Source organism: Halomonas sp. G11, from assembly GCF_001663515.1.
Classification (GTDB): Bacteria; Pseudomonadota; Gammaproteobacteria; order Pseudomonadales; family Halomonadaceae; genus Vreelandella.
Map to the genome: position 1 here is coordinate 98,998 of NZ_LYXG01000013.1, position 21,879 is coordinate 120,876.

The following is a 21,879-nucleotide window of genomic DNA, read 5'->3' on the forward strand; positions in this document are numbered from 1 at the left end:
GCCGGCACTGCTTTGTTCAGCGTGATGAAGAATCCATTACAAATTGTGCATATGACGCTTGGGCATGGCGAAGCCCATGGGGTACCATGCCTTAACCGTATGTGCCCAGCGTCGCGGCAGCAGCAAACCCCGCTGCTTGAGGAACCGGAGGAATATCCATGGCAGTAGCCCACAAGTTTATCGTCGCAGACGACCATCCGCTGTTTCGTGCAGCACTCACCCAGGCGTTGCGCCAACTGGCCCCGCAGGCAGAAATCGTGGAAGCCGATACCATGGAGGCGACAACGGAGGTGGTCAACCGACACCCGGATGCTGACCTCATTCTGCTGGATTTGCACATGCCGGGCGCCCATGGTTTTTCGGGGCTTATCCAGCTGCGTGGGCAAATGCCTGATATCCCGGTGGCCGTCGTCTCGGGCAGCGACGAGCCCTATGTCGTGCGCCGTGCCATCGATTATGGCGCGTCAGGCTTTATTCCCAAATCATCATCGCTGCAGCTGATCGCTGAAGCGGTCAGCGAGATTTTGCAGGGTGAGGTGTGGCTACCCGAGGCATTGGCGGGCGTGCTGGAAGAAACCAGCGAGGAAGAGTCGCGTTTTGCCGAAGCGATTGCGTCGCTGACGCCCCAGCAGTTCCGGGTGCTCAATATGCTTACCGAAGGTCTGCTGAACAAGCAGATTGCCTACGAGCTGAACGTGTCCGAAGCGACCATCAAGGCGCACGTGACAGCCATTTTGCGTAAGCTGGGCGTACACTCGCGCACGCAAGCCGTGATTGCAGCGCAGAAGCTGGAAGTCGAGCCGCCCAAAGTCGAGTCGTGACGGGCCTCTTCGCCTGGCGTCGAGCTGGAAGGGTAGCGCTTCGCGCCTGGAAGCGAGAAAAAAACCGCCTCCGTGGTCTTGCCACGGAGGCGGTTTCGTTCAAGCGGTCTTCCAGCTAGGCCTTGGCCGCTCGACTGGCCTGCAGCGTACGCGTCAAGAGCGCCCGCAGCGCCGCCGGGCGCACCGGCTTGAGCAGCAGTTGATACCCGGCGCGCTTGACCTCCTCGGCCACGGCTTCGGTGCGGTCGGCGGTAATCACGATACCGGGGACGGCAGTGGTCAAACGCTCGCTCAGGGCTTCAAGGGCCATCAGGCCGGTGACCTCGTTATCCAGATGGTAGTCGGCCAGGATGGCGTCCGGGTCGCCATCCATATTGCGCAGAATCGACTTGGCGCCGCCGATACTGGTGGCAGTGAAGACCTCGCAGCCCCAGCCACTGAGCATGGCGGTCATGCCCTCGAGAATCAGCGTTTCGTTGTCGATACATACGATGCGGGTCCCGGCCAGTTTGTTACCCGTGCGGCGTGGTCCCTGGTCCTGGTCGTCGGCGCGGGTTTCGCGGGCTTCAACGCGCGGCACGCTGACCGAGAACACCGTGCCGGTACCTTCCCAGGAGCGAACCTTGATCGGATGATCGAGCACACGACTCATGCGGTCGGCGATGGAAAGTCCAAGCCCGAGGCCTTTTTCGCTTTCCTTGTGCCGTGATACCTGATCGAGGCGACGGAACTCCTGGAAAATTTCGCTGAGCTTGGAGTCGGGAATCCCGGGGCCGCTGTCCCAGACTTCAATGACCAGCCGCTCGCCCTGGCGGCGACAGCCGAGCATGACACGGCCTTCCTGGGTATAGCGAATCGCGTTGGAAAGGAAGTTTTGCACAATACGGCGCAGCATCTGCGGATCCGAGTCGACCCACTGCTGGGTGGGCACCACGACCAGGTCCAGCCCGCGCTCATCGGCCATCACTTCGAACTCGGCACGCAGCGGGCGGAAGATGTCGGCCAGCGCAAAGTGGCTGCGCCGCGGCGTCAGAGCCCCGGCGTCGAGCTTGGAGATGTCCAGCAGTGTACTGAGCAGCTCTTCCGCCGCCTGCAGCGAATTATCGATATGCCCAATGGTGCGTTGGGTATCCGGGACGGTGACATTTTGCATGAGCGCCGAGGTAAACAGCCGTGCGGCGTTCAGCGGCTGGAGCAGGTCGTGGCTCGCCGCCGCCAGGAAACGCGTCTTGGACGCGTTGGCATCTTCAGCCAGCTGCTTGGCCTGGCGCAGTGCCTGTTCGGCTTCGGCGCGGACGCGGTTCTCCTGGCGCAAAGCCGCGTTGGCTTCCGAGAGCGCCTGGGTGCGCTCGCGCACGCGCTCCTCCAGGGTTTCATTGGTTTCCTTGAGGGCGACCTCTGCCTGACGGCGTTCGGTAATATCCTGATAAAGGGCAAAGAAACCCAGGATCGACTGGCTATCACCGAAGTGGGGCGTATAGGTCACCAGCATGTGGCGCAGGGAGTCGCCCATGGGCATGGAAACCTCAAAGCTGACGCGTTCACCGCCCAGGGTGAGGGCCACCCAGGGGGCTCTTTCCTGGGCCTGCCGCCTGGGCAACACGTCTTCGTAGCGTTTGCCGATCACGGCATTACGATCAATACCAAAGGCCTGTTCATAAGCACGGTTGGTGAACAGGTAACGACCTTCTTTATCGAAGTAGGCAATCAGGGCAGGAACGTTATCGGTGTAAATCCGGATATTGTTCTCTGAACGGATCAGCGCTTCCTCGATGCGTTTTTGCTGGGTAATATCCTGATAGGTGTACACAAAGCCGCCACCCGGCATGGGGTTGCCCTGCACCTCTAGCACGCTGCCATCCTGACGATAGCGGACGTAGCGGTGGGGATGACCGTCACGAATATTGTCCAGCAGCAGTTGGACATGTTCTTCAGGGTCGCCGGGACCGTATTCGCCGTTGTGGGCGTTATAGCGGAAGATACGGTCTATTGGCGCGCCCACACGAATCAGGTGATCAGGGAAGCGAAACAGCTCGAGGTAGCGCTGATTCCATACCACCAGTCGCAGGTTCTGATCGACAACGCTGATGCCCTGGTTGATGTTCTCGATGGTGGCCTGCAACAGAGCCCGGTTGAATTCGAGCACCTGGGAGGCTTCATCGACAATCGAGATGACGTCGGAAATACCGATGCCGCGGCCTTGCAGCGCGGAATTGACCACGATCCGTGCGGATGATGCCCCAAGCACAGAGGCCAGGAAACGCTCGGTGAACTGGATAACATCGATAGAGGCTCGGGTGCTGTCATCCAGCGGTTTACCCGCACGTCTCGCGTAGTCTTCAAAGGCGCGGTCCACCTGACCCGCGCCCAGGAATCGTTCACAGAGCACCTTCAAGTCGCCCACCGTGGTCGCCCCGGTCCAGGGGCGGTTAACCGAGGTTTGACGGGTTTCAACACTATCGACGAAAAGCGACGCCTGAATGCGCTCGACCACGCGCTGGGACGTAACCTGGGAGATGAAGATATAGCTGAACAGATTAACCCCCAGGGACAGCATGACCCCATGGGTGAAACTGTCGCCCATATTCAGGCCGAACAGTGCCGTCGGCGACAGCCAGGCGAGCCCGAGAGGGCCGCCATCAAGCCAGTTGGCTGGCAGCACACCGGCGCTGATCATGGCGGGCATGAGCAGACTGTAGACCCAAATGGCGAAGCCGGCATTCATGCCGACGATGACCCCTAGCCGGTTACCGCGCTTCCAGTACAGGCCGCCGATCAGCGCAGGGGCAAATTGGGCCGCAGCCGCAAAGGACAGCATGCCGATCGACGCCAGTGACGTGAACTCGGCGATCATCTGGTAGAAGCCGTAGGCCATGGCCAAGACGGCGACGATGGTCAGGCGTCTCGCACGCAAGACCAGGCGACCGTAATCCCTCGCCTTGGTGTCGAACCAGCGCAACCGGAACAGTGCCGGAATCACGATTTCGTTGGAGATCATGATCGACACGGCGACGGCCGCGACAATGACCATGCCCGTGGCGGCGGAAAAGCCGCCGATGAACGTCAGCAGGGTGAGCCATTCATTGCCGGATGCCATCGACAGCGCCAGAACATAAGTGTCCGGCTCGACCGACGAATCGGAAAACAGCATCAAACCGGCAGCCGCCAGCGGCACCACAAAGAATGCGATCACGATCAGGTAAAGCGGAAACAGCCAGCGGGCTTTTGTCGCGTCGTCGTGGTGGGTGTTCTCGACCACCGCAACGTGAAATTGACGGGGCAGGCACAGAATCGCCAGCATCGCCAGCAGGGTTTGCGCCCAGAAGCTTTGGCCGAAATCCTGGTTGGCCAGTTGACGCTGAAGTTCCAACTGGGTCTCTGCGTAGTCCATCAGCTCGCCCAAGCCGTCGAACATGCCCCAGGTGACAAACACGCCAAGCACCACGAAGGCGACCAGTTTGACCAGTGACTCGAAGGCCACGGCGTGGATCAGCCCCTCGTGGTGCTCGGTGGCGTCGGTGTGTCGCGTCCCGAAAAGAATGGCAAAGATCGCCATCACCACGGCGACATAAAACGCAGTATCGCCAAACAGTGGCGCCTTGGTCATGTCGCCTTCAGCGGTCAGCACGCTGAACGTCGTCGAGACGGCTTTCAATTGCAGCGCGATGTAGGGCAGGGTGCCGACCAGGGCAACAAGGCTTGCGAAAGCCGCAAGCGACTGGGTTTTACCGTAGCGCGAGGCAATGAAGTCGGCGATGGAGGTGACGTTCTGATGTTTGGCTACGCGGATCATTTTCGCAAGCACGGGCCAGAACAATAAAAACGTCAGCACCGGTCCCACGAATATACTGGCAAACGACCAGCCAGCGGTCGCCGCCTGGCCCACGGCGCCGTAGAAGGTCCAGGAGGTGCAGTAAATCGCCAGGGCAAGGCTGTAGATAATGGGGCGACGGCGGCTTGACCCGACCATGCGAGCGCGACGGTCGCCGTACCAGGCGATACCGAATAGCACCGCGATATACACAAGCGATACCGCGACCAACAGTCCGCCATGAAACATAGCTGTCTCCCGCCTTATGCCTATCGTTCAAGCAACTGGAACCTACCCGTCAGGCGCACCATTCTAGGCGAAATAAGATTTGGCGTCAGGCGTTGAGATAGGGGTGATTATGCGTTATCGCATACATGGGTCAGTAGCGGGGAGGTATCCCGCAGCGTCCGCATCCGGTCGATTTGCGGCTCCCGGGTTTCCGGCTCTAGGGGGATCAGTTCACGGCTATCGCAATTGAGTACATAGGGATGGTGGGTAATCACATCGGTGTAGTGGCGTTCGAACTGGTACAGAATGAATTGCGCCACTCGCTCATCATCGCTGCTACCCAGTTGAATATTCTCGCTGTCGACGACGCTGAACTTGGTTGTCACCGGAAAGATGAAGGTCCACGGCCGCCAGACCTGTTGGCTGGTGTCGCTGGAAATCACCTCGGCGGTATCGGGAAGCTGCTGCTGCTTGTGCTCAAACCACGAATACTCCATATGGATCTGGTAGCTGATCATACCCAGCCCCCCGCAAACGGGCACAATCCACTTGGGTAATCGCTTACCGCTGAGCGTGCGCAGTAATAGGCCAACCCCTGCCGCTGCAAGGCCTGCAAAGACCGCGGCAATCAGATGCCAAATCATAATACGTCCTTCTAAAAAGCCATCGGGCCTCCCGGAGGAAGCCCGATGGCGGGTCGGTTCCACAGCCTGCGACCCTCAGGGCCGCAGGTAGGGGATGATTATGACTTAATGGTCGACGGCAACGCCAGCGCCTTTCGGGTAGCGAACGCTTTCGACCAGCTCCTGAATCTCCTGCGGAGGCTCGTCGGTCACCTTGCAGACCAGGAAGGCCACTGTGAAGTTGATGATTGCGCCAACCGCACCGAAGGACAGCGGCGAAATACCGAACAACCAGTTATCCGCGGTGTTTTCCAGCATGTTGGTGCCCGGGATGAACAGCCAGCCCAAGTAGGTGAAGATGTATAGCAGGGTGCAGGCCAGGCCAGCCAGCATACCGGCCACCGCGCCTGAATTGTTCATCTTCTTGGAGAAGATGCCCATCATCAGCGCCGGGAACAGTGAGGCACCCGCGATACCGAAGGCCAGTGCCACGGTTTGCGCGGCAAACCCGGGTGGGTTGAGGCCAAGGTAGGTGGCTACCAGGATGGCGCCCGCCATGGAAATACGTGCGGCCAGCATTTCCCCTTTCTCGGTGATCTTGGGATTGATCATGGTCTTGATCAAATCGTGACTGATGGCCGACGAGATCGCCAGCAGAAGACCGGCTGCCGTCGATAGCGCCGCGGCGATACCGCCTGCTGCAATCAAGCCAATGACCCAGCCGGGCAGGTTGGCAATTTCGGGGTTGGCAAGTACGAGAATATCGTTATTGACGGTCAGCTCGCTGCCTTCCCAGCCACGTGACTCAGCAATCTCGGCGTATTCTTCATTGCTGTCGTTGTAGACCTGGATGCGCCCATCATTGTTCTTGTCTTCGAATTGGATGAGGCCGGTTTCTTCCCAGGTGCGGATCCAGTTAGGGCGATCTTCGTAGACGAGTGCCTGTTCCGCAGCGGCGTCATAGTCTTCTACCTGCCCCGCCATTTCCGGGTAGACCGTCGTTGCGAGGTTCAAGCGCGCCATGGAACCAACCGCCGGTGCGGTCAGGTACAGCAAGGCGATGAACACCAGCGCCCAGCCTGCCGACCAGCGTGCATCAGCGACTCTGGGGACGGTGAAAAAGCGAATGATGACGTGGGGAAGACCTGCAGTACCGACCATCAGCGACAGGGTAAACAGCACCATGTTGAGCTTGTTGTCGACATCCGCCGTGTAGTCCCTGAAGCCCAGTGCGTTCACTACATCATCGAGCTTCTCCAGCAGCGGCAGACCCGATTCGGTATGCGTGCTGAACATGCCGAACATCGGGATGGGGTTGCCAGTCAACTGCATGGCAATGAAGACCGCCGGGATGGTATAGGCAATGATCAGGACGACGTACTGCGCCACCTGGGTATAGGTAATGCCCTTCATGCCGCCGAAAACGGCGTACAGGAATACGATCGCTGCCGCAATCCAGATGCCCGCGGTGTTGGGCACTTCCAAGAAGCGCGAGAAGGCGACGCCCGCACCGGTCATCTGACCGATAACGTAAGTCACCGAGGCCACGATCAGGCAGATAACCGCCACCAGACGGGCCGTGTTGCTGTAGAACCGGTCGCCGATGAAGTCGGGAACGGTAAACTTGCCGAACTTACGCAGGTAGGGCGCAAGCAGCATGGCGAGAATGACGTAGCCGCCGGTCCAGCCCATCAGGAAGGTGGAGTTGGCGTAACCACCAGAGGCCAACAGACCCGCCATTGAAATGAAGGAGGCCGCTGACATCCAGTCCGCAGCGGTTGCCATCCCGTTGGTGATCGGATGGACGCCGCCGCCAGCGACATAGAAGTCTTTTGTTGACCCCGCACGTGCCCAGATCGCGATGCCTATATACAAGGCAAAGGAGGCACCTACGAAGAGCAGGTTGATTGCAAATTGGCTCATACCGGCTTACTCCCCTAGGCCAAATTTTTCGTCGAGCTTGTTCATTTTCCAGGCATAGAAAAAGATCAAGGCGATGAAGGTGAGAATTGACCCTTGCTGAGCAAACCAGAAGCCCAGATCGGTACCACCGACAGGGATTGAGGCCAGTAGCGGGCGAAAGAGAATAGCGCAGCCGTATGAGACGAATGCCCAGACCGCCAAGCATCCAATAATGGTACGGACGTTGGCTTTCCAGTATTCAGCAGCATTGGATTTGTCGTCTGCCATTGTGTTGCTCTCCACTAGTGTTTTTTAGGTTGGAAAGTTCACTCGGAATAGCGGTTGACCCACCAGGCCAATCGCACGTTTTTAGATCCACTCGCATTTTGTGATGTCATGAATCAGCCGTTCGTTAACACGTCACTTGGCCAAGGTGGATTTTGAGTGGTGCAACGACGTGCGATTACCCTGCATGACTCACTGACAATACTGGGCAATAAATGCAAAAAATAAATCCCAGACTTTGGTATCAATAAACTTTGGTGGTGATCAAAAGGTAGCCAATCACTTGAAAATGAGCCTTTTTGTGGGTTTTTGACGCCAATGGGCAAAGTTTTATTAGCGACATGGGACGATGGTCTAGGTGGGGAGTATAGGGCGATGTTTGCTATGTTCTAAAGATGGTAAGCCGTCTTTTTAAATACGTCTAAAAGCGACGGTTTATTTTGTCAGTGACACGCCGCCAACATAAGTAAAGCGTATTAGACATTAGCGCAATAATCCAAAGTAGTAGTTGCGAGACTGGCTGTGTAAGAGTGGTTGAGAAGAGTGGTCGAGAAGAGTAACTGTGAGATGTAATTGAGACCGTCAGGCTTCCTGACGCCGCATTATGCTAACGAGGTCATGCCCATGGTAGATGTAGACCTTTCCCAGCCCCCGTTTTCACTGCTGGATGACGAGGGCAAGGATCACGTGCGTCGTGGCATGGATCTCGCCTATTTTGAACGCCACGATATTATTGTCGAGACAGGCCAGGCTGGCGAGTACGTCTATGTGATCCACAAGGGTGAGGTCGCTGAACTGGATCCTACCTTGCCGTCGTCCATGTCGCGTATCGGGCACTACACGGCAGGCGATCTATTTGGCGCAATCAGTATATTGAACGGTAAAAGCCGCTACCGCTTTCAAGCGGAGCAGGAATGCCTGTGCTACCTGATGCCCAAGGCGTTATTCAAGACACTGTGTAAAGAGTACCCCGAGTTTAGCCAGTTCTTCCGCCAGTCGCTGGCCCATAAAGCTCGCCTGTTGACCGAAAAGCGTGCCGAAGGCGGCGTGACGATGGCGGGCTTTATGCTGGCCCGCGTCAGCGAATGCATGCGCGCACCGCTGCTGCTGCCCGCCAATGCGGATATCGACAAGGCCGTGCGCACGCTCAGCGATAGCCATGCCGACAGTTTGCTGGTCGAGGCCTCAAACCAGACGGGTATGGTCACCAAGACCGACCTGCTCAATGCCATTGTGCTGTCGCAGCGTCCGGTGACCACGGCGCTTGCCGATATCGCCCAATATACCCTGGTGACGGTGAGGCCCGCTCAATACTTGTTTGAAGCGCTGGTCAGCATGACCCGCCACAAGGTGACGCGTGTCGTGGTGGTAGACGATAAACAGGTCGTCGGCGTGGTCGAGCTGACCGATGTGCTGAGCTATTTCTCCAGTCGCAGTTATGTGGTCAGCCTCCAGGTCGAGCAGGCCCAGGACTTGACCGAGCTGGCAGCCGCCAGCCACCGCACCCCCGAACTGGTCAGCGCGCTGATGGCCCAGGGCGTGAAGCTACGTTTTGCGATGGACCTGCTGGCGGCACTGAACGGTCGCATCATGAGCAAGGCCTGGGAGTTCACGATTGACGCAGCGCATCAGCAGGACAGTTGCATGATGGTCATGGGCAGTGAGGGGCGCGGTGAGCAAATTCTCAAGACCGATCAGGATAACGGACTGATTCTTGCCGATGATGCTGACTGGCCAGCGGTGCAAGACGACATGCAGTGGCTTACCTCGACCTTGATCGAGTTGGGGTATCCGCCGTGTCCGGGCAATATCATGGTGTCGAACCCGGATTGGGTCGCAACGGTAAGTGAATGGAAAGGGCGCATTGCGCGCTGGGCAAGCGCGCGTGACGGCGACAGTCTGATGAAGCTGGCCATCATGCTCGACTCTCACGGTGTGGCCGGCAATCCGAGCCTGCTGGAAAGCGTGCGCGAGGAGCTGTTCGAGCGCTGCTCGCGGGATGAGTTGCTGCTGTCTTACTTCGCCCGCACCGCGCTGCGCTTTTCCACGCCGCTGACGCTGTTCGGTTCACTCAAGAAGCCCCAGCACGGTATCGATATCAAGAAAGGCGGCATCTTTCCCATTGTTCATGGTGTTCGCACTCTGGCGCTCGAGCGGCGTATTCATGCCACCTCGACGTTTGAGCGTCTGGATGCCCTGGCCGAGGACGGGCGACTCAACCGTAGTTTTGCCGATGACCTTGGCGAAGCCCTGGCGCTATTCAGCGAGTTGCGGCTCAAACGGCAACTGGATGACCTCGCCAACGACGGATCCGATGATCAACAGGAGCGCTCCAACCGGGTCGTGGTGCAGGAATTATCGTCGTTGGAGCGCGATTTACTGCGCGAAGCGCTGCATATCGTCAAGGATTTCAAGCAGCGTCTATCCCATCGTTACCACTTGGAGTATTCGTGATCAGTCGACACTATCTGGACGCCCCTTTCGCCTGGCTTGGCGGCATGCTGCGCAGAGGAAGCGAGCGCCGCCGCTATGCAGCGTCTCCCTACGCGTGGCTTTTCCAGCCCTACCTGGGCAATGAACTGGTGGCATTGGCTTGCTTTGCCCACCATGGCGTCATGAGCGTAGCAGCGGTGACGCTGCGCCAGCACCAGGTGCTGACCAGTCGTGCCTGGGTGGCAGCGCTAAGGGAAGATGCGCGCGGAGGAAGTGATGCCGCCGAGCGTCGTCATCAGCTGCTGTATAGCGTCGAGGCCACCAAACCGCTGAACATTGAAAGTCTGCGCTCGCTGGTTGAGTTTATCGGCAATCGGCCAATCATTGGCTGGCAACTTGATCAGCGTCTCGCCCCGTTGGAGCAGGCGCTGCGTGATCATTTGGGGTTTGGGCTGCCCAATGCCCGGGTGGATGTCACCAGACTGCACCAGCGCCATCTGCGGCGACTACATCCCCAGGCGGAACAGGAAGCCGAGCTGGCGCGTGCGCTTGACTGCTGGCAAGTGCCCAGCAAGACGCCCCAGCGGGCGCTGGAAGACGCCACAGCCAGCGCACTTCTGTACCTTCGCCTGCAGCGTAACGAGGTGGATACTGTTTCATAGCGGCCTACGATTGGGTCATTGCGCTGGGAGTTGCTAGAATAACGGCTGCTTCTTTTACCATCGGCAGTGCTATTACCATGCAACATGATCCTGTTCATTTTGACCCGGCGTTGGCGACTGCCGACCCGGCACCCGGTTTATCCGACGCCTCGGAAGCCCACGATGCCAAACAAAAACGCGAGTTCAACAAGCTGCAAAAGCGGCTTCGCCGCGAAACGGGCAATGCGATTATCGATTATCGCATGATTAACGAAGGCGACCGCGTCATGGTCTGCCTCAGCGGTGGCAAGGATAGCTACACCATGCTTGAGATGCTGCTGAGTCTGCAGCGCAATGCGCCGGTCAACTTCTCGCTGATAGCCGTGAATATGGACCAGAAACAGCCGGGGTTTCCCGAGCATGTGCTGCCGACCTATCTCGAGCAACGCGGGGTGGATTACCATATTCTGGAACGTGATACCTACTCGGTGGTGAAAGAGAAAACCCCCGAGGGCAAAACCACCTGCGCGCTGTGTTCGCGCCTGCGGCGTGGGTCGCTGTATGGCTTTGCCGAGGAAATCGGTGCGACCAAGATCGCCCTGGGGCATCACCGGGAAGATATTCTGGAAACGCTGTTTTTGAACATGTTCTTCGGCGGCAGTCTGAAATCGATGCCGCCCAAGCTGCTCTCCGACGATGGCAAGAACATCATCATCCGGCCCCTGGCCTACTGCAAGGAAGCGGATATTGCCGAGTACGCGCGCCTGATGGCGTTTCCCATTATCCCCTGCAACCTGTGCGGCTCCCAGCCCAATATGCAGCGCCAGGTGGTCAAGGAAATGTTGGCCGAATGGAACAAGAAACACCCTGGCCGCCTGGAAAGCATGTTCAAGGCCGTCACCAACGTCGCGCCTTCACAGCTGGCCGACCGCGACCTGTTCGACTTTGCCGGGCTGGAAGCCAAGCAGGCGGAATTGCTAGCCGGGCGTATTCAGGCGCTTAACGTTGGCTAGCAACCTTCTTCTTCGGCGAGCCGCTGCAGCTTCGCCATGTCGAGGATCTGTACCTCACGACCGGAAACGGCGACCACCTCCTGCGACTGCAAGCGGCTGACAATCCGGCTGACGGTCTCGACGGCCAGGCCCAGGTAGTTGCCGATGTCGGCCCTGGGCATGGAAAGACGGAAGCTGTAGGGCGAGTAGCCACGGCGGCGAAAACGATCGGAAAGCGTGACCAGAAAGGTCGCCAATCGCTGATCAGCGGTCTTGGCCGATAGCAGGCGCATCATGCGCCGGTCATTGCGCAGCTCTTTGCTCATGCTGCGGTATATCTGACCGCGTAACTCGGGCAGCTTTTCAGACAGTCGGTCGAGGCGGTCAAAGGGAATCTCGCACACGGTGGTGGTTTCCAGAGCGATCACGCTGCCGGGGTAGTGCGGCTCATCGATCGCATCGAGCCCCACCAGTTCGCTGGGGAGGTAAAAGTTGGTCAGTTGGTCATGCCCGCCACCTTCGCTGGTGATCTGCTTGAGGCTCCCGGAGCGGACCGCATAGACGCTGTTGAAGGCATCCCCCTGATGGAATAGAGCCTCGCCTTTCTTGAGGGGCGCGCGTCGCTGGATGATCGCGTCGAACTGATCGATATCCTCAAGCTCCAGTGCCAGCGGCAGGCACAGCGAACTCAAGCTGCAGGTCTGGCAGCGTGCTTCGTGCAGAGCGCCGCGCCGCCGATGCGTGGCTTCCAGCATAAAAGTCTCCAACAGAGATGGCGTGACCTCATTATGGAAGCTGGCGCCCATGAATAACAACCGCTAAACAATATTTGAGTAATGATGGCTGGCCTCAGAGGGCAAGCGTGCATCAAAGGCCATGGCCAGGTGGCGTATCAACAGACGGCCGATAGGCGTCACCTCGAGTCGATGTTCTCGGATATCGATCAACCCGTCGTGCTGGGCCTGCTCCAGGGCGTTCAACGCCGATTGGAAATAGCCACGCGCATCGATCTGCCAGCGCTCACTGAGCGTCGATAAGTCAAGCCGCATATCACACATTAGCCGCTCGATGGCATCACGCCGGATCAGATCGTCTCGGCATAGCCGTATGCCGCGTTGTGTGGCCAGTTGCCCCTGGTCGATCGCCGCCTGGTAGTGCCCAAGCTGGCTGTGATTTTGCGCGTAGCTGTCATCCAGACGTGAGATAGCGGAGACGCCAAGGCCGATAAGGTCGCATTGGGCGTGGCTGGAATAGCCTTGAAAGTTGCGTTGCAGCGTACCGCGACGCTGGGCGATGGCCAGACTGTCGTCGGGCCGGGCAAAATGGTCCATACCGATATGCACGTAGCCAGCAGCCGTCAGCATTTCAATCGTGATACGCAGCATCGCCAGCTTTTCATCGCGACTGGGCAGCTCGGCATCAAGAATCCGTCGCTGCGGGGGGAATCGCTTTGGCAGGTGGGCGTAATTGAAGACCGACAGGCGTGCGGGGTTCAGTTCGATGATCTGGCGAAGGGTTTGCGCAAAGCTGTCGGCGGTTTGTCGTGGCAGGCCGTAAATCAGGTCGAGATTTAACGAACGGAAGCCCAGGCGGTGGGCTTCGTCCATCAAGGTTTCGGTCAGCGCCCGCGGCTGGGGGCGGTTGATCGCCTGCTGAACCTGTGGGTCGAGGTCTTGCACGCCCAGGCTCAAGCGATTGAACCCCAGTGACTGCAGGTGACGCAGCGTCAATACATCGGCTTCGCGAGGGTCGATTTCGATGGCGTAGTCGCGCTCAGGATCGTCTGAAAGCCCGAAGTGGGCATCCAGCTTATCCACCAGTTCGCTCATCTGATCGAGGGTCAGAAACGTCGGCGTGCCACCGCCCCAGTGGAGCTGCTCCACCGGGCGTCGGGTATCCAGGTTCTGCGCTGTCAGCGCCATTTCCTTGTCGAGCCTTGCGAGATAGGACGCGGCGAGCGCGGTGTTTTTTGTCGCGATCTTGTTGCACGCACAGTAAAAGCAGACGTTGCGGCAGAAGGGGATGTGCACATAAAGTGACAGCGGCCGTTGGGTCTGGTTACTGCGTTGCAGCGCCGCGCTGAAATCGTCGACGGTAAACGATGGGTCAAAGGACAGCGCGGTCGGGTAGGACGTATAGCGCGGGCCGCTTCTCGCATAGCGATGGAGGCGGTCAGCGTCCCACACCGCCGCCGCGAGTGGATTACCCGGCGCTGATTGATCTGAGTGAATAGGGGCAGGCATGAGGCAGGGCTCCAGGCTGAGTCTTGCGTCATGGTAGCGAGTGCCGCCCACGGCAACGTTGAGCCACGTCAAGGAAACGCCCGTTAGCAGCAAACGGCACATAACAGGAGAGCGTGAGTTTGGACACGCAATGGCCAGAGGAAAAAGTCGTCAGCCAGCAAGCGCTGGCTGACGCGGTCGCCGAGCAGGCCGAAGGCTGTTTTTGGCGGGAAGGTCTGGGGCCTCTCAGGCTTTATGGTCAGGCAGACTTCGGCTGCCTGCTGCTCGCTCATGGAGCAGGCGCCGGGCATCGGTCAGCCTTTATGCAGCAGTTTGCCAGGGCACTTGCGGGAAGAGGGCTGCAGGTGATGACCTTTGACCTGGGCTACATGCAGCAAATGCAGGCGACGGGCAAGCGCCGCCCACCGCCCGCCATCCACCGAAGCGTTGCTGAGCTGGCGCATTGGTATGCGTGCCTGGCGCCGTTAACGGTCAAGCCGCTGTGGCTTGGGGGTAAATCCATGGGTGGCCGCGTGGCGAGCATGCTGGCAAGCGAGCAACCCTGCCCCGGGCTGGTGATCGCCGGTTATCCCTTTCATCCGCCCAAGGCGCCCGACAAGCTGCGCCTGGCGCACTGGTCGAGGGTTCAGGTGCCGACGCTGATTCTCCAGGGGGAGCGCGACCCGCTGGGCAGCCGTGATGAAGTGGCGGGGTATACGCTACCGGATAACGCCCGCGTGGCCTGGCTGACCGATGGCGACCACGACTTCAAGCCGCGTCGCGCATCGGGGCTTGATCAGACGATTTTGATTGACGAAGCCGCCGCTCTTGGGGCATCCTTCGTGCGCGCTCAAAGCCTGCAGTGAGGCGTCAGCCAAGCGTGCGTTTGAATCATGAGATGGGCCGGTACCCTAACGCGTATTTGGCTACAGTATTTGAACGTAGCGTGTTGACTTCCTTCGCATCTCCTGTAGAATGTAGCGCCACGTGACCAGCGGGTGGTTAGCTCAGTTGGGAGAGCACCAGCCTTACAAGCTGGGGGTCACTGGTTCGAACCCAGTACCACCCACCATCTCATGATGGCCTGGAAACGTTGCAGTAAGGAAAGCACCTAGCGTTAGCAGTGCGATACAGCGGACCGGTAGTTCAGTTGGTTAGAATGCCGGCCTGTCACGCCGGAGGTCGCGAGTTCGAGTCTCGTCCGGTCCGCCATCGTCGCTTACCCGCCTGTTTTCCATGTTTTGTCGTATGTGGACCGGTAGTTCAGTTGGTTAGAATGCCGGCCTGTCACGCCGGAGGTCGCGAGTTCGAGTCTCGTCCGGTCCGCCACGATAAACACATAATCAAGTAAAGATTGGCGACGCCAATACCCTGGGTGGTTAGCTCAGTTGGGAGAGCACCAGCCTTACAAGCTGGGGGTCACTGGTTCGAACCCAGTACCACCCACCATTTGAAACGCCAAGCGTACGCAAATGGTGTTGATGCAATACCCTGCTAGATATCAGTGCGATACAGCGGACCGGTAGTTCAGTTGGTTAGAATGCCGGCCTGTCACGCCGGAGGTCGCGAGTTCGAGTCTCGTCCGGTCCGCCATTTCGCAGCTTTCATCTCAAGCAGCCAAGATTATCGGTTTTAGACCGAACGAATTTAAAAAACCCCGGATCAATGATCCGGGGTTTTTCGTATGCGTGGCGTTTACTTACTTAGCCAATCGCGCTGACGCCAGCTTTGGCAACCTGAACGTCCTGGTCCGGTTTGACGCCGGAGATGCCCACCGAGCCGACCACCTGGCCGTCGACGATGATCGGCACGCCGCCCGAGAGCAGCCCCTGAAGCGGTGCGGATACAAAGGCGGTGCGGCCGCCGTTGATCATTTCTTCAAAGACCTGGGTCTCTTTACGACCCACTGCCGCGCTGCGCGCTTTCTGGGTAGCCACATCGGCGCTGAAGGGTGCCGCGCCGTCCAGGCGGCGCAGGGCAAGCAGGTGGCCGCCGTCATCAGCGACGGCAATGGTCACCGCCCAGCCATTGCTGTCGGCTTCTTTCTGGGCGGCATCAAGTACCTGGGTAACGTCTGCTTGGGATAAGACTGCTTTAGTTTGCATCAGGTTGTCCTTTGGTGGGTTTGCCGTTAAAAATGCCCGTGCCATTCGCTGGGCACGGGGTGATGTGTGGGATCAGTGTAACGCAGCATCGACGATTTCCACCCAGTGGCGAACCGGCGTGCGGTTGGCACCGGCCAGATGGGTTTGGCAGCCAATGTTGGCGGTGACGATCATTTCCGGGTTGCCCGCTTCCAGGGCGTTGAGTTTATTGTCGCGCAGCTGGGTGGCCAGTTCAGGCTGGGTAATCGAGTAGGTGCCTGCCGAGCCACAGCAGAGGTGAGCGTCCTGCACCGGGGTCAGTGCAAAGCCAAGCTTGGTCAGTACGCCTTCTACCGCGCCGTTGAGCTTCTGGGCGTGCTGCAGCGTGCAGGGGCAGTGAAACGCCAGTCGCTGGCTGGCTTGCACATCCAGTGACTCAAGCGGTTCGTCGCGCAGCACTTCGACGATGTCCTTTGCCAGGGCGCTGATCTTCTCGGCCTTGTCGGCATAGTCCGGGTCGTCTTTGAGCATTTCGCCATACTCTTTGACGAAGGCGCCGCAGCCGCTGGCGGTTTGCACGATGGCCTCGGCACCTTGCTCAACGTGTGGCCACCAGGCGTCGATATTGGCCCGCACCCGGGCGAGGCCAGCTTGCTGGGCATTGAGGTGGAAATCAATCGCCCCGCAGCAGCCCACCTCGGATACCGGCGTCACGCTGATGCCCAGGCGGTCCAGAATCCGCGCGGTGGCGGCATTGGTGTTGGGCGATAACCCCGGCTGCACGCAGCCTTCCAGTATCAGTACCTGGCGGCTGTGCTGGGTGCTGGGTCGCTGACCCGCGTCGACCGGCGCGCCCGGCATCTTGCTGCGCAGCTTGCCGGGTACCAGCGGTTTGAAGGTTTGACCCAGCGCCAGCAGTGCCTTGAAGCGCTGCGGGTCGACCAGCATCTTGCGTAGTGCATAACGCTGCGCCCGCTCAGCCGCGGGTCGCGGTACGCGGCGTTCGATTTCAGCCCGGCCAATGTTGAGCAGCTTGTGATATTCCACGCCTGACGGGCAGGTGGTCTCACAGTTAAGGCAAGTGAGGCAGCGATCCAGGTGCAGGCGGGTTTCCTCGGTCACCTGATCGTCGTCATCACGACTCTCAAGCAGTTCCTTCATCAAGTAGATCCGCCCACGGGGGCCGTCGCGCTCATCGCCCAGCAACTGATAGGTCGGGCAGGTGGCGTTACAGAAGCCGCAGTGCACACAGGTGCGCAGCACCCGGTCGGCTTCCTGGATGTGCGGCTTTTCAAGGTCGGCATCGGTAAACTGCGTTTGCATGTCAGCTCTCCTGATTAAAACGCCGCATAGAGACGTCCCGGGTTAAAAATACCCTGGGCGTCCAGTTCTGCTTTCAAGTTACGGTGGTATTTTTCCACCACGCTGGGCAGCGGCGTGAAGGGGCTCTGGGCGCCACCCTGCGCATAGGGGGTATAGCAGGTGGCGTGGCCTCCGGCGGTGCGGCAGGCATCGCGCAGCGTATCGGCATCCAGCGAGGTCTTCACCCAGCGCTGGCTACCGCCCCAGTCGTAGAGCATATCAGCGTCGTTGATATCCAGCGCCAGAGGCGGCGTGTTGGGGGGCAGGGAAAGCCGCCATAGCGCCTGGCCTTCGCTTGGGGTGAAAAATGCGTGCTGATGGTCGCGCAGCTGCTGCCAGAAGCTGGCATCGAGGTCGTCACCCCCCAGGCGTTCACGCGTGGCTTTCACCGAGCTATGGCCCCCTTCCAGGCGGATAAAAAGCTCGTCCTGGTGCCATGCCGCCGCGGTGATTGGCAGCGGCTGACGGCCCAGTTCGGCGAGCTTTTTCAGCGCATCATCGATGCCCATGGACAAGCGCAGGCTGTGGCTGGCGCTGGGCAGCGGCAGTACCTTGAAGGAGATATCCGCCAGCACGCCCAGCGTGCCTTGGGCGCCTGCCATGAGGCGTGAGAAATCGTAACCGGCGACGTTCTTCATTACCTCGCCGCCAAAGCGCAGCAGTTTGCCTTCCTGGGTAATGACTCGTGTGCCGAGCACGAAATCGCGAGCGGCGCCTGCCCAGGGGCGGCGTGGGCCGGAAAGCCCGGTAGCCACAGCGCCGCCAATGGTGCTGGCCTCGCCAAAGGCGGGGGGCTCGAAGGCAAGCATTTGGTGGTTCTTGGCCAATTCGGCGTCTAGCGCACTTAACCGGGTACCGGCGCGTACGGTGACCACCAGCTCGACCGGGTCATAGTCGACAATGCCGCTATGACCGGCAAGGTTGAGCGCCTGGCCTTCCACCGGGCGGCCATAAAAGGCGCGGGTGTCGCCGCCGACAATGCGCAGAGGGGTGCGGGAAGCATGGGCCTCGCGGACCTGGTCGCACAGCGCCTCGGCGATGTCGCCATCTGCAGTCTGAGTCACGGTGTTAGTCATGGTCTTTCCTAGTCAGGGTCTTTGCCTGGCGCATTAGAAACGTGGCAGTTCAGGATGCGGTAATTCGTTGTTATGGACGTGCATCGAGCCGAACTCGGCGCAGCGCGCCAGAGTAGGAATATTCTTGCCCGGATTGAGCAGCCGCAGCGGGTCAAACGCCGCTTTCAAGGCATGAAAAACGGTCAGCTCGTCGGGCTGGAACTGGCTGCACATCTGGTTGATCTTTTCCCGGCCTACGCCATGCTCGCCGGTGATCGACCCGCCAGCGGCCACGCACAATTCCAGGATCTTGCCGCCGACGTCTTCCGCCAGCGCCAGTTCGCCCTCCTTGTTGGCATCGAACAGGATCAGCGGATGCATATTACCGTCACCAGCGTGGAACACATTGGCCACCAGCAAGCCACTTTCTTCGGACAGCGCGGCAATGCCCTTGAGCACCCTGGGCAGTTCACGGCGGGGAATAGTACCGTCCATGCAGTAGTAATCCGGCGACATCCGGCCAACCGCCGGGAAGGCATTCTTGCGGCCTGCCCAGAACTTGGCACGTTCGGCCTCATCGCGGGCCTGCTGAATGTCGGTGGCCCCGGCGTCGGTGAGCACGCGGCGAACGGTATCGCAGTCGTCGTCCACATCGGCTTCCACGCCGTCGAGCTCGCATAGCAGGATGGCCTCGGCGTCCAGCGGATAGCCCGCCTTGACGAAATCCTCGGCAGCCTTGATAGCCAGTTTATCCATCATTTCCAGGCCGCCGGGAATAATGCCCGCGGCAATGATATCGCCCACTGCGCGACCTGCTTTCTCGACGTCGTCGAAGCTGGCCATCAGGACCTTGGCGGTTTCCGGCTTGGGCAGCAGCTTGACGGTGATCTCGGTGACGACCCCGAGCATGCCTTCGGAGCCGTTCATCAGCGCGAGCAGGTCGAAGCCGGGGGTATCCAGCGCCTCGGAACCCAGCGTCATGCGTTCGCCTTCGATGGTCAGGATATCGACGCGCATGACGTTGTGAACCGTCAGGCCGTATTTCAGGCAGTGAACGCCACCGGCGTTTTCCGCCACATTGCCACCAATCGAACAGGCGATTTGCGACGAAGGGTCCGGCGCGTAGTAAAGCCCATAGGGGGCGGCGGCTTCGGAAATCGCCAGGTTGCGAACGCCGGGTTGCACCCTGGCCAGGCGAGCCTCGGGGTCGACCTTGAGAATCTGATTGAAGCGCGACATGACCAGCAAGACGCCCCGTTCAAGAGGCAGTGCACCGCCGGATAGCCCGGTGCCAGCGCCGCGGGTGACAACGGGAACGCTCAGCGCATGACAGCGTTTCAGCAAGCCCTCGACCTGTTCGAGGGTCTCTGGAAGAGCGACCAGCATCGGCAAAATACGGTAAGCGGCAAGACCGTCGCATTCAAACGGGTGCAGGTCCTCCTCGCGGTGGAGCAGAGTCAGCGTGGGGACTGCTTGCTGCAGGTCGGTCAACACCTCGGTTTTATCGCGGCGAACCAGTTCGCCGTCGAGGCGCTCATCAAAGAGGATATTCATGATAGCTCCTGAAGATGAGGAGAGCGTGGGGAAGTCAGTGGCTCTATGTTATGGAAAAGATTTCCATAAATCCATCCTGTGATGGTGGAAAGCTTTTGCATAATGTCGCCGGGGTTCTCCCGGCGACGTTATGGGGTCGAGTCTTACGATCCGACGAGCGGGTCGGTAACGCCGAGTACATAAAAGGCAATCAAACCGATCAAGCCTGTGGCAACCAGGTAGTAGATCGTCGGCAGGATCGTCTTACGAATGGTAGCCCCTTCGCGGCCTAATAGCCCAACGGTGGCCGACGCAGCGACCACGTTGTGAATCGCGATCATGTTACCGGCGGCTGCCCCTACGGCTTGCAGCGCCACCATCATGGCGGTGGACAGGCCAAGGGTTTCCGCGACACTGAACTGGAATTCGGCCAGCATCAGGTTGGACACGGTGTTCGAGCCGGCAATAAAGGCGCCCATGGCACCGACGGCAGGTGCGAAGAAGGGATAGATATCACCCACACCGCTGGCAACGGCCTGTGCCATCATCACCGGCATTGAGGCGATATCGGCACCGTTAACCCCTGAGTTGATCAGAATCCGCACCATCGGCACGGTAAAGATCAGCACGAAGCCTGCACCGAAGATGGTCTTGGTCGACTCCGAGAGCGCCGCGCTCATGTTGCGTGTGCTCATCCGATGCAGGAAGAAGGTAACGGCGACCACGGCGATGATGATACCGCCGGGCAGGTAAAGCGGCTCGATGCTGCCGCTGATGCCTTCTTCGCCGAGAATGTTCGACCAGCTCATGCTGATCGACGTCAGCGCCGCTTTCAGCGGTTCGATGGTGCGTGAAGCGACCAGGAAAACGGCCAGCAGCACATAAGGCACCCAGCCCTTGAAGGTCGACATCGGTGCCTGCCCGACAACGTCTTCAAGCTTGATCTGCAGGTTGCCAATCCACTCGTCGGGCCATGAGGTCGACTCGGGGAAGTCCCAGGTGTCCTTGGGCAGCAGAAAGCCTTTGCGTGCCGCCGGTACGACGATTGCGAGACCCACCATGGCACCGATCATGGACGGGAACTCTGGCCCCAGGAACACGCCCACCAGCATATACGGAACCACGAATGAAATACCCGTGAAAATAGCGAAGGGCACAATCGACAGCCCCTCTTTCCACGACCTGTTGGCACCGAAGAAGCGCACCATGATCGTGACCAGAATCAGTGGCATCAGGATGCCAACAATACCGTGAGTGATGGCTACACCGCTGGTTACCTGCTGGAAAAATATGTCCCAGGTGGAACCGGCGGCTTCGAGCTCTGAGGTAATGCTCGAGCGGTTAAGGCCGCTACCCACGCCCACCACGATAGGCGTGCCCACGGCACCGAACGATACCGGCGTGGACTGGATCATCATGCCGACCACAACCGCCGCCAGCGCCGGGAAGCCCAAAGCAACCATCAGCGGTGCCGCTACAGCCGCGGGGGTACCAAAGCCGGACGCCCCTTCAATAAAGCAGCCAAACAGCCAGGCAACGATCAGCGCCTGGACGCGACGGTCAGGGCTGATGCCCGAAAAACCGTTACGAATAGCAGTGATACCGCCCGAGTGCTTGAGCGTATTGAGAAGCAGGATGGCGCCGAAAATAATCCACAACAGCCCCGCCGTCTGGATCAGCCCCTGGATTGTCGAGGCCGCTATCCGCGCGAAGGACATGTCCCAAGCGGTCAGACCGATAATGGCCGCCGCGAGGAAGACGATAGGCATGGCGATCTTGGCGGGTATTTTAAAGCCAATGAGCAATATTCCCGCCAATAACAGCGGGGTGAATGCCAGAAGTGCAAGAAATGATTCATTCATGGGAAGAACTCTACTCCTTGTTGTT

At 59.3% G+C, this 21,879-nt stretch carries 16 protein-coding genes and 5 tRNA genes; 10 read left to right on the plus strand and 11 right to left on the minus strand.

Annotated elements, in window-relative coordinates; genetic code table 11:
• Positions 1 to 158: 158 nt before the first annotated feature.
• A complete protein-coding gene (locus ADS46_RS07695; RefSeq protein WP_066318388.1) occupies positions 159 to 821 on the plus strand; it encodes a LuxR C-terminal-related transcriptional regulator in 663 nt (220 codons plus the stop codon).
• A 115-nt stretch (positions 822 to 936) separates the two neighbouring features.
• On the opposite strand, the gene ADS46_RS07700 is transcribed toward ADS46_RS07695, so the two are convergent.
• From ADS46_RS07700 to ADS46_RS07715, 4 genes are all read right to left on the minus strand, one after another.
• Positions 937 to 4,881 (minus strand): NahK/ErcS family hybrid sensor histidine kinase/response regulator, encoded by a 3,945-nt coding sequence (locus ADS46_RS07700; protein WP_066318389.1) that lies wholly within the window; start codon positions 4,879 to 4,881, stop codon positions 937 to 939.
• A gap of 107 nt (positions 4,882 to 4,988) precedes the next feature.
• The gene (locus tag ADS46_RS07705; protein WP_066318391.1) at positions 4,989 to 5,504 is read right to left on the minus strand and encodes a hypothetical protein; all 516 of its coding nucleotides are present in this window, start codon (positions 5,502 to 5,504) and stop codon (positions 4,989 to 4,991) included.
• A gap of 105 nt (positions 5,505 to 5,609) precedes the next feature.
• Entirely contained in the window at positions 5,610 to 7,406 is a 1,797-nt protein-coding gene (locus ADS46_RS07710) for a sodium:solute symporter family protein (RefSeq protein WP_066318392.1), read from the minus strand.
• A gap of 6 nt (positions 7,407 to 7,412) precedes the next feature.
• Positions 7,413 to 7,673, minus strand: coding sequence for a DUF4212 domain-containing protein (locus tag ADS46_RS07715; protein ID WP_066318397.1), 261 nt, complete (start codon positions 7,671 to 7,673; stop codon positions 7,413 to 7,415).
• Between the two features lie 621 nt (positions 7,674 to 8,294).
• Between ADS46_RS07715 and ADS46_RS07720 the strand changes: the two genes are divergently transcribed.
• The 3 genes from ADS46_RS07720 (at position 8,295) to ttcA (ending at position 11,757) form a co-directional block, all read left to right on the plus strand.
• Positions 8,295 to 10,124, plus strand: a complete 1,830-nt coding sequence (locus ADS46_RS07720) for a putative nucleotidyltransferase substrate binding domain-containing protein (RefSeq protein ID WP_066318398.1) — start codon at positions 8,295 to 8,297, stop codon at positions 10,122 to 10,124.
• Positions 10,121 to 10,765: a DNA polymerase III subunit epsilon gene (locus ADS46_RS07725; RefSeq protein ID WP_234346784.1), complete on the plus strand. Its 645-nt coding sequence runs from the start codon at positions 10,121 to 10,123 to the stop codon at positions 10,763 to 10,765. Before ADS46_RS07720 ends, ADS46_RS07725 begins: the two co-directional genes overlap by 4 nt.
• Positions 10,766 to 10,842: 77 nt before the next feature.
• Entirely contained in the window at positions 10,843 to 11,757 is a 915-nt protein-coding gene (gene ttcA, locus ADS46_RS07730) for a tRNA 2-thiocytidine(32) synthetase TtcA (protein ID WP_066318400.1), read from the plus strand.
• Here ttcA and fnr read toward each other — a convergent pair.
• Positions 11,754 to 12,491: a fumarate/nitrate reduction transcriptional regulator Fnr gene (fnr, locus tag ADS46_RS07735; RefSeq protein WP_066318402.1), complete on the minus strand. Its 738-nt coding sequence runs from the start codon at positions 12,489 to 12,491 to the stop codon at positions 11,754 to 11,756. The two genes, ttcA and fnr, sit on opposite strands and share 4 nt — an antisense overlap.
• Before the next feature lie 63 nt (positions 12,492 to 12,554).
• Positions 12,555 to 13,979: an oxygen-independent coproporphyrinogen III oxidase gene (gene hemN / locus ADS46_RS07740; protein WP_066318415.1), complete on the minus strand. Its 1,425-nt coding sequence runs from the start codon at positions 13,977 to 13,979 to the stop codon at positions 12,555 to 12,557.
• A 113-nt stretch (positions 13,980 to 14,092) separates the two neighbouring features.
• On the opposite strand from hemN, the gene ADS46_RS07745 reads away from it, so the two are divergent.
• The 6 genes from ADS46_RS07745 to ADS46_RS07770 all read left to right on the plus strand — a co-directional run bounded on the left by ADS46_RS07745 (position 14,093) and on the right by ADS46_RS07770 (position 15,551).
• Positions 14,093 to 14,824 (plus strand): alpha/beta fold hydrolase, encoded by a 732-nt coding sequence (locus ADS46_RS07745; RefSeq protein WP_234346785.1) that lies wholly within the window; start codon positions 14,093 to 14,095, stop codon positions 14,822 to 14,824.
• A 130-nt stretch (positions 14,825 to 14,954) separates the two neighbouring features.
• Positions 14,955 to 15,030, plus strand: a tRNA-Val gene (locus tag ADS46_RS07750).
• A gap of 63 nt (positions 15,031 to 15,093) precedes the next feature.
• Positions 15,094 to 15,170 (plus strand) — tRNA-Asp (locus ADS46_RS07755).
• Between the two features lie 40 nt (positions 15,171 to 15,210).
• A tRNA-Asp gene (locus ADS46_RS07760) sits at positions 15,211 to 15,287 on the plus strand.
• Between the two features lie 44 nt (positions 15,288 to 15,331).
• Positions 15,332 to 15,407: transfer RNA gene (locus ADS46_RS07765), tRNA-Val, on the plus strand.
• A gap of 67 nt (positions 15,408 to 15,474) precedes the next feature.
• A tRNA-Asp gene (locus ADS46_RS07770) sits at positions 15,475 to 15,551 on the plus strand.
• Positions 15,552 to 15,661: 110 nt separating this feature from the next.
• On the opposite strand, the gene ADS46_RS07775 is transcribed toward ADS46_RS07770, so the two are convergent.
• The 5 genes from ADS46_RS07775 to ADS46_RS07795 all read right to left on the minus strand — a co-directional run bounded on the left by ADS46_RS07775 (position 15,662) and on the right by ADS46_RS07795 (position 21,854).
• Positions 15,662 to 16,063, minus strand: a complete 402-nt coding sequence (locus tag ADS46_RS07775; protein WP_066318416.1) for a GlcG/HbpS family heme-binding protein — start codon at positions 16,061 to 16,063, stop codon at positions 15,662 to 15,664.
• Positions 16,064 to 16,135: 72 nt separating this feature from the next.
• Positions 16,136 to 17,365: a glycolate oxidase subunit GlcF gene (glcF, locus tag ADS46_RS07780; RefSeq protein ID WP_066318419.1), complete on the minus strand. Its 1,230-nt coding sequence runs from the start codon at positions 17,363 to 17,365 to the stop codon at positions 16,136 to 16,138.
• Between the two features lie 14 nt (positions 17,366 to 17,379).
• Complete coding sequence (gene glcE / locus ADS46_RS07785; RefSeq protein WP_066318421.1) at positions 17,380 to 18,480, minus strand: glycolate oxidase subunit GlcE; 1,101 nt, start codon at positions 18,478 to 18,480, stop codon at positions 17,380 to 17,382.
• A gap of 33 nt (positions 18,481 to 18,513) precedes the next feature.
• Positions 18,514 to 20,013, minus strand: a complete 1,500-nt coding sequence (glcD, locus tag ADS46_RS07790; protein WP_066318427.1) for a glycolate oxidase subunit GlcD — start codon at positions 20,011 to 20,013, stop codon at positions 18,514 to 18,516.
• 143 nt (positions 20,014 to 20,156) lie between these two features.
• Positions 20,157 to 21,854: an L-lactate permease gene (locus tag ADS46_RS07795; RefSeq protein ID WP_066318430.1), complete on the minus strand. Its 1,698-nt coding sequence runs from the start codon at positions 21,852 to 21,854 to the stop codon at positions 20,157 to 20,159.
• Positions 21,855 to 21,879 lie beyond the last annotated feature (25 nt).

What these genes read in the sequence shown, in the direction of transcription:
- ADS46_RS07695 (WP_066318388.1), top strand. Translation starts at nt 159, where the DNA reads ATGGCAGTAGCCCACAAGTTTATCGTCGCAGACGACCATCCGCTGTTT.
- ADS46_RS07700 (WP_066318389.1), bottom strand. Translation starts at nt 4,881, where the DNA reads ATGTTTCATGGCGGACTGTTGGTCGCGGTATCGCTTGTGTATATCGCG.
- ADS46_RS07705 (WP_066318391.1), bottom strand. Translation starts at nt 5,504, where the DNA reads ATGATTTGGCATCTGATTGCCGCGGTCTTTGCAGGCCTTGCAGCGGCA.
- ADS46_RS07710 (WP_066318392.1), bottom strand. Translation starts at nt 7,406, where the DNA reads ATGAGCCAATTTGCAATCAACCTGCTCTTCGTAGGTGCCTCCTTTGCC.
- ADS46_RS07715 (WP_066318397.1), bottom strand. Translation starts at nt 7,673, where the DNA reads ATGGCAGACGACAAATCCAATGCTGCTGAATACTGGAAAGCCAACGTC.
- ADS46_RS07720 (WP_066318398.1), top strand. Translation starts at nt 8,295, where the DNA reads ATGGTAGATGTAGACCTTTCCCAGCCCCCGTTTTCACTGCTGGATGAC.
- ttcA (WP_066318400.1), top strand. Translation starts at nt 10,843, where the DNA reads ATGCAACATGATCCTGTTCATTTTGACCCGGCGTTGGCGACTGCCGAC.
- fnr (WP_066318402.1), bottom strand. Translation starts at nt 12,491, where the DNA reads ATGCTGGAAGCCACGCATCGGCGGCGCGGCGCTCTGCACGAAGCACGC.
- hemN (WP_066318415.1), bottom strand. Translation starts at nt 13,979, where the DNA reads ATGCCTGCCCCTATTCACTCAGATCAATCAGCGCCGGGTAATCCACTC.
- ADS46_RS07775 (WP_066318416.1), bottom strand. Translation starts at nt 16,063, where the DNA reads ATGCAAACTAAAGCAGTCTTATCCCAAGCAGACGTTACCCAGGTACTT.
- glcF (WP_066318419.1), bottom strand. Translation starts at nt 17,365, where the DNA reads ATGCAAACGCAGTTTACCGATGCCGACCTTGAAAAGCCGCACATCCAG.
- glcE (WP_066318421.1), bottom strand. Translation starts at nt 18,480, where the DNA reads ATGACTAACACCGTGACTCAGACTGCAGATGGCGACATCGCCGAGGCG.
- glcD (WP_066318427.1), bottom strand. Translation starts at nt 20,013, where the DNA reads ATGAATATCCTCTTTGATGAGCGCCTCGACGGCGAACTGGTTCGCCGC.
- ADS46_RS07795 (WP_066318430.1), bottom strand. Translation starts at nt 21,854, where the DNA reads ATGAATGAATCATTTCTTGCACTTCTGGCATTCACCCCGCTGTTATTG.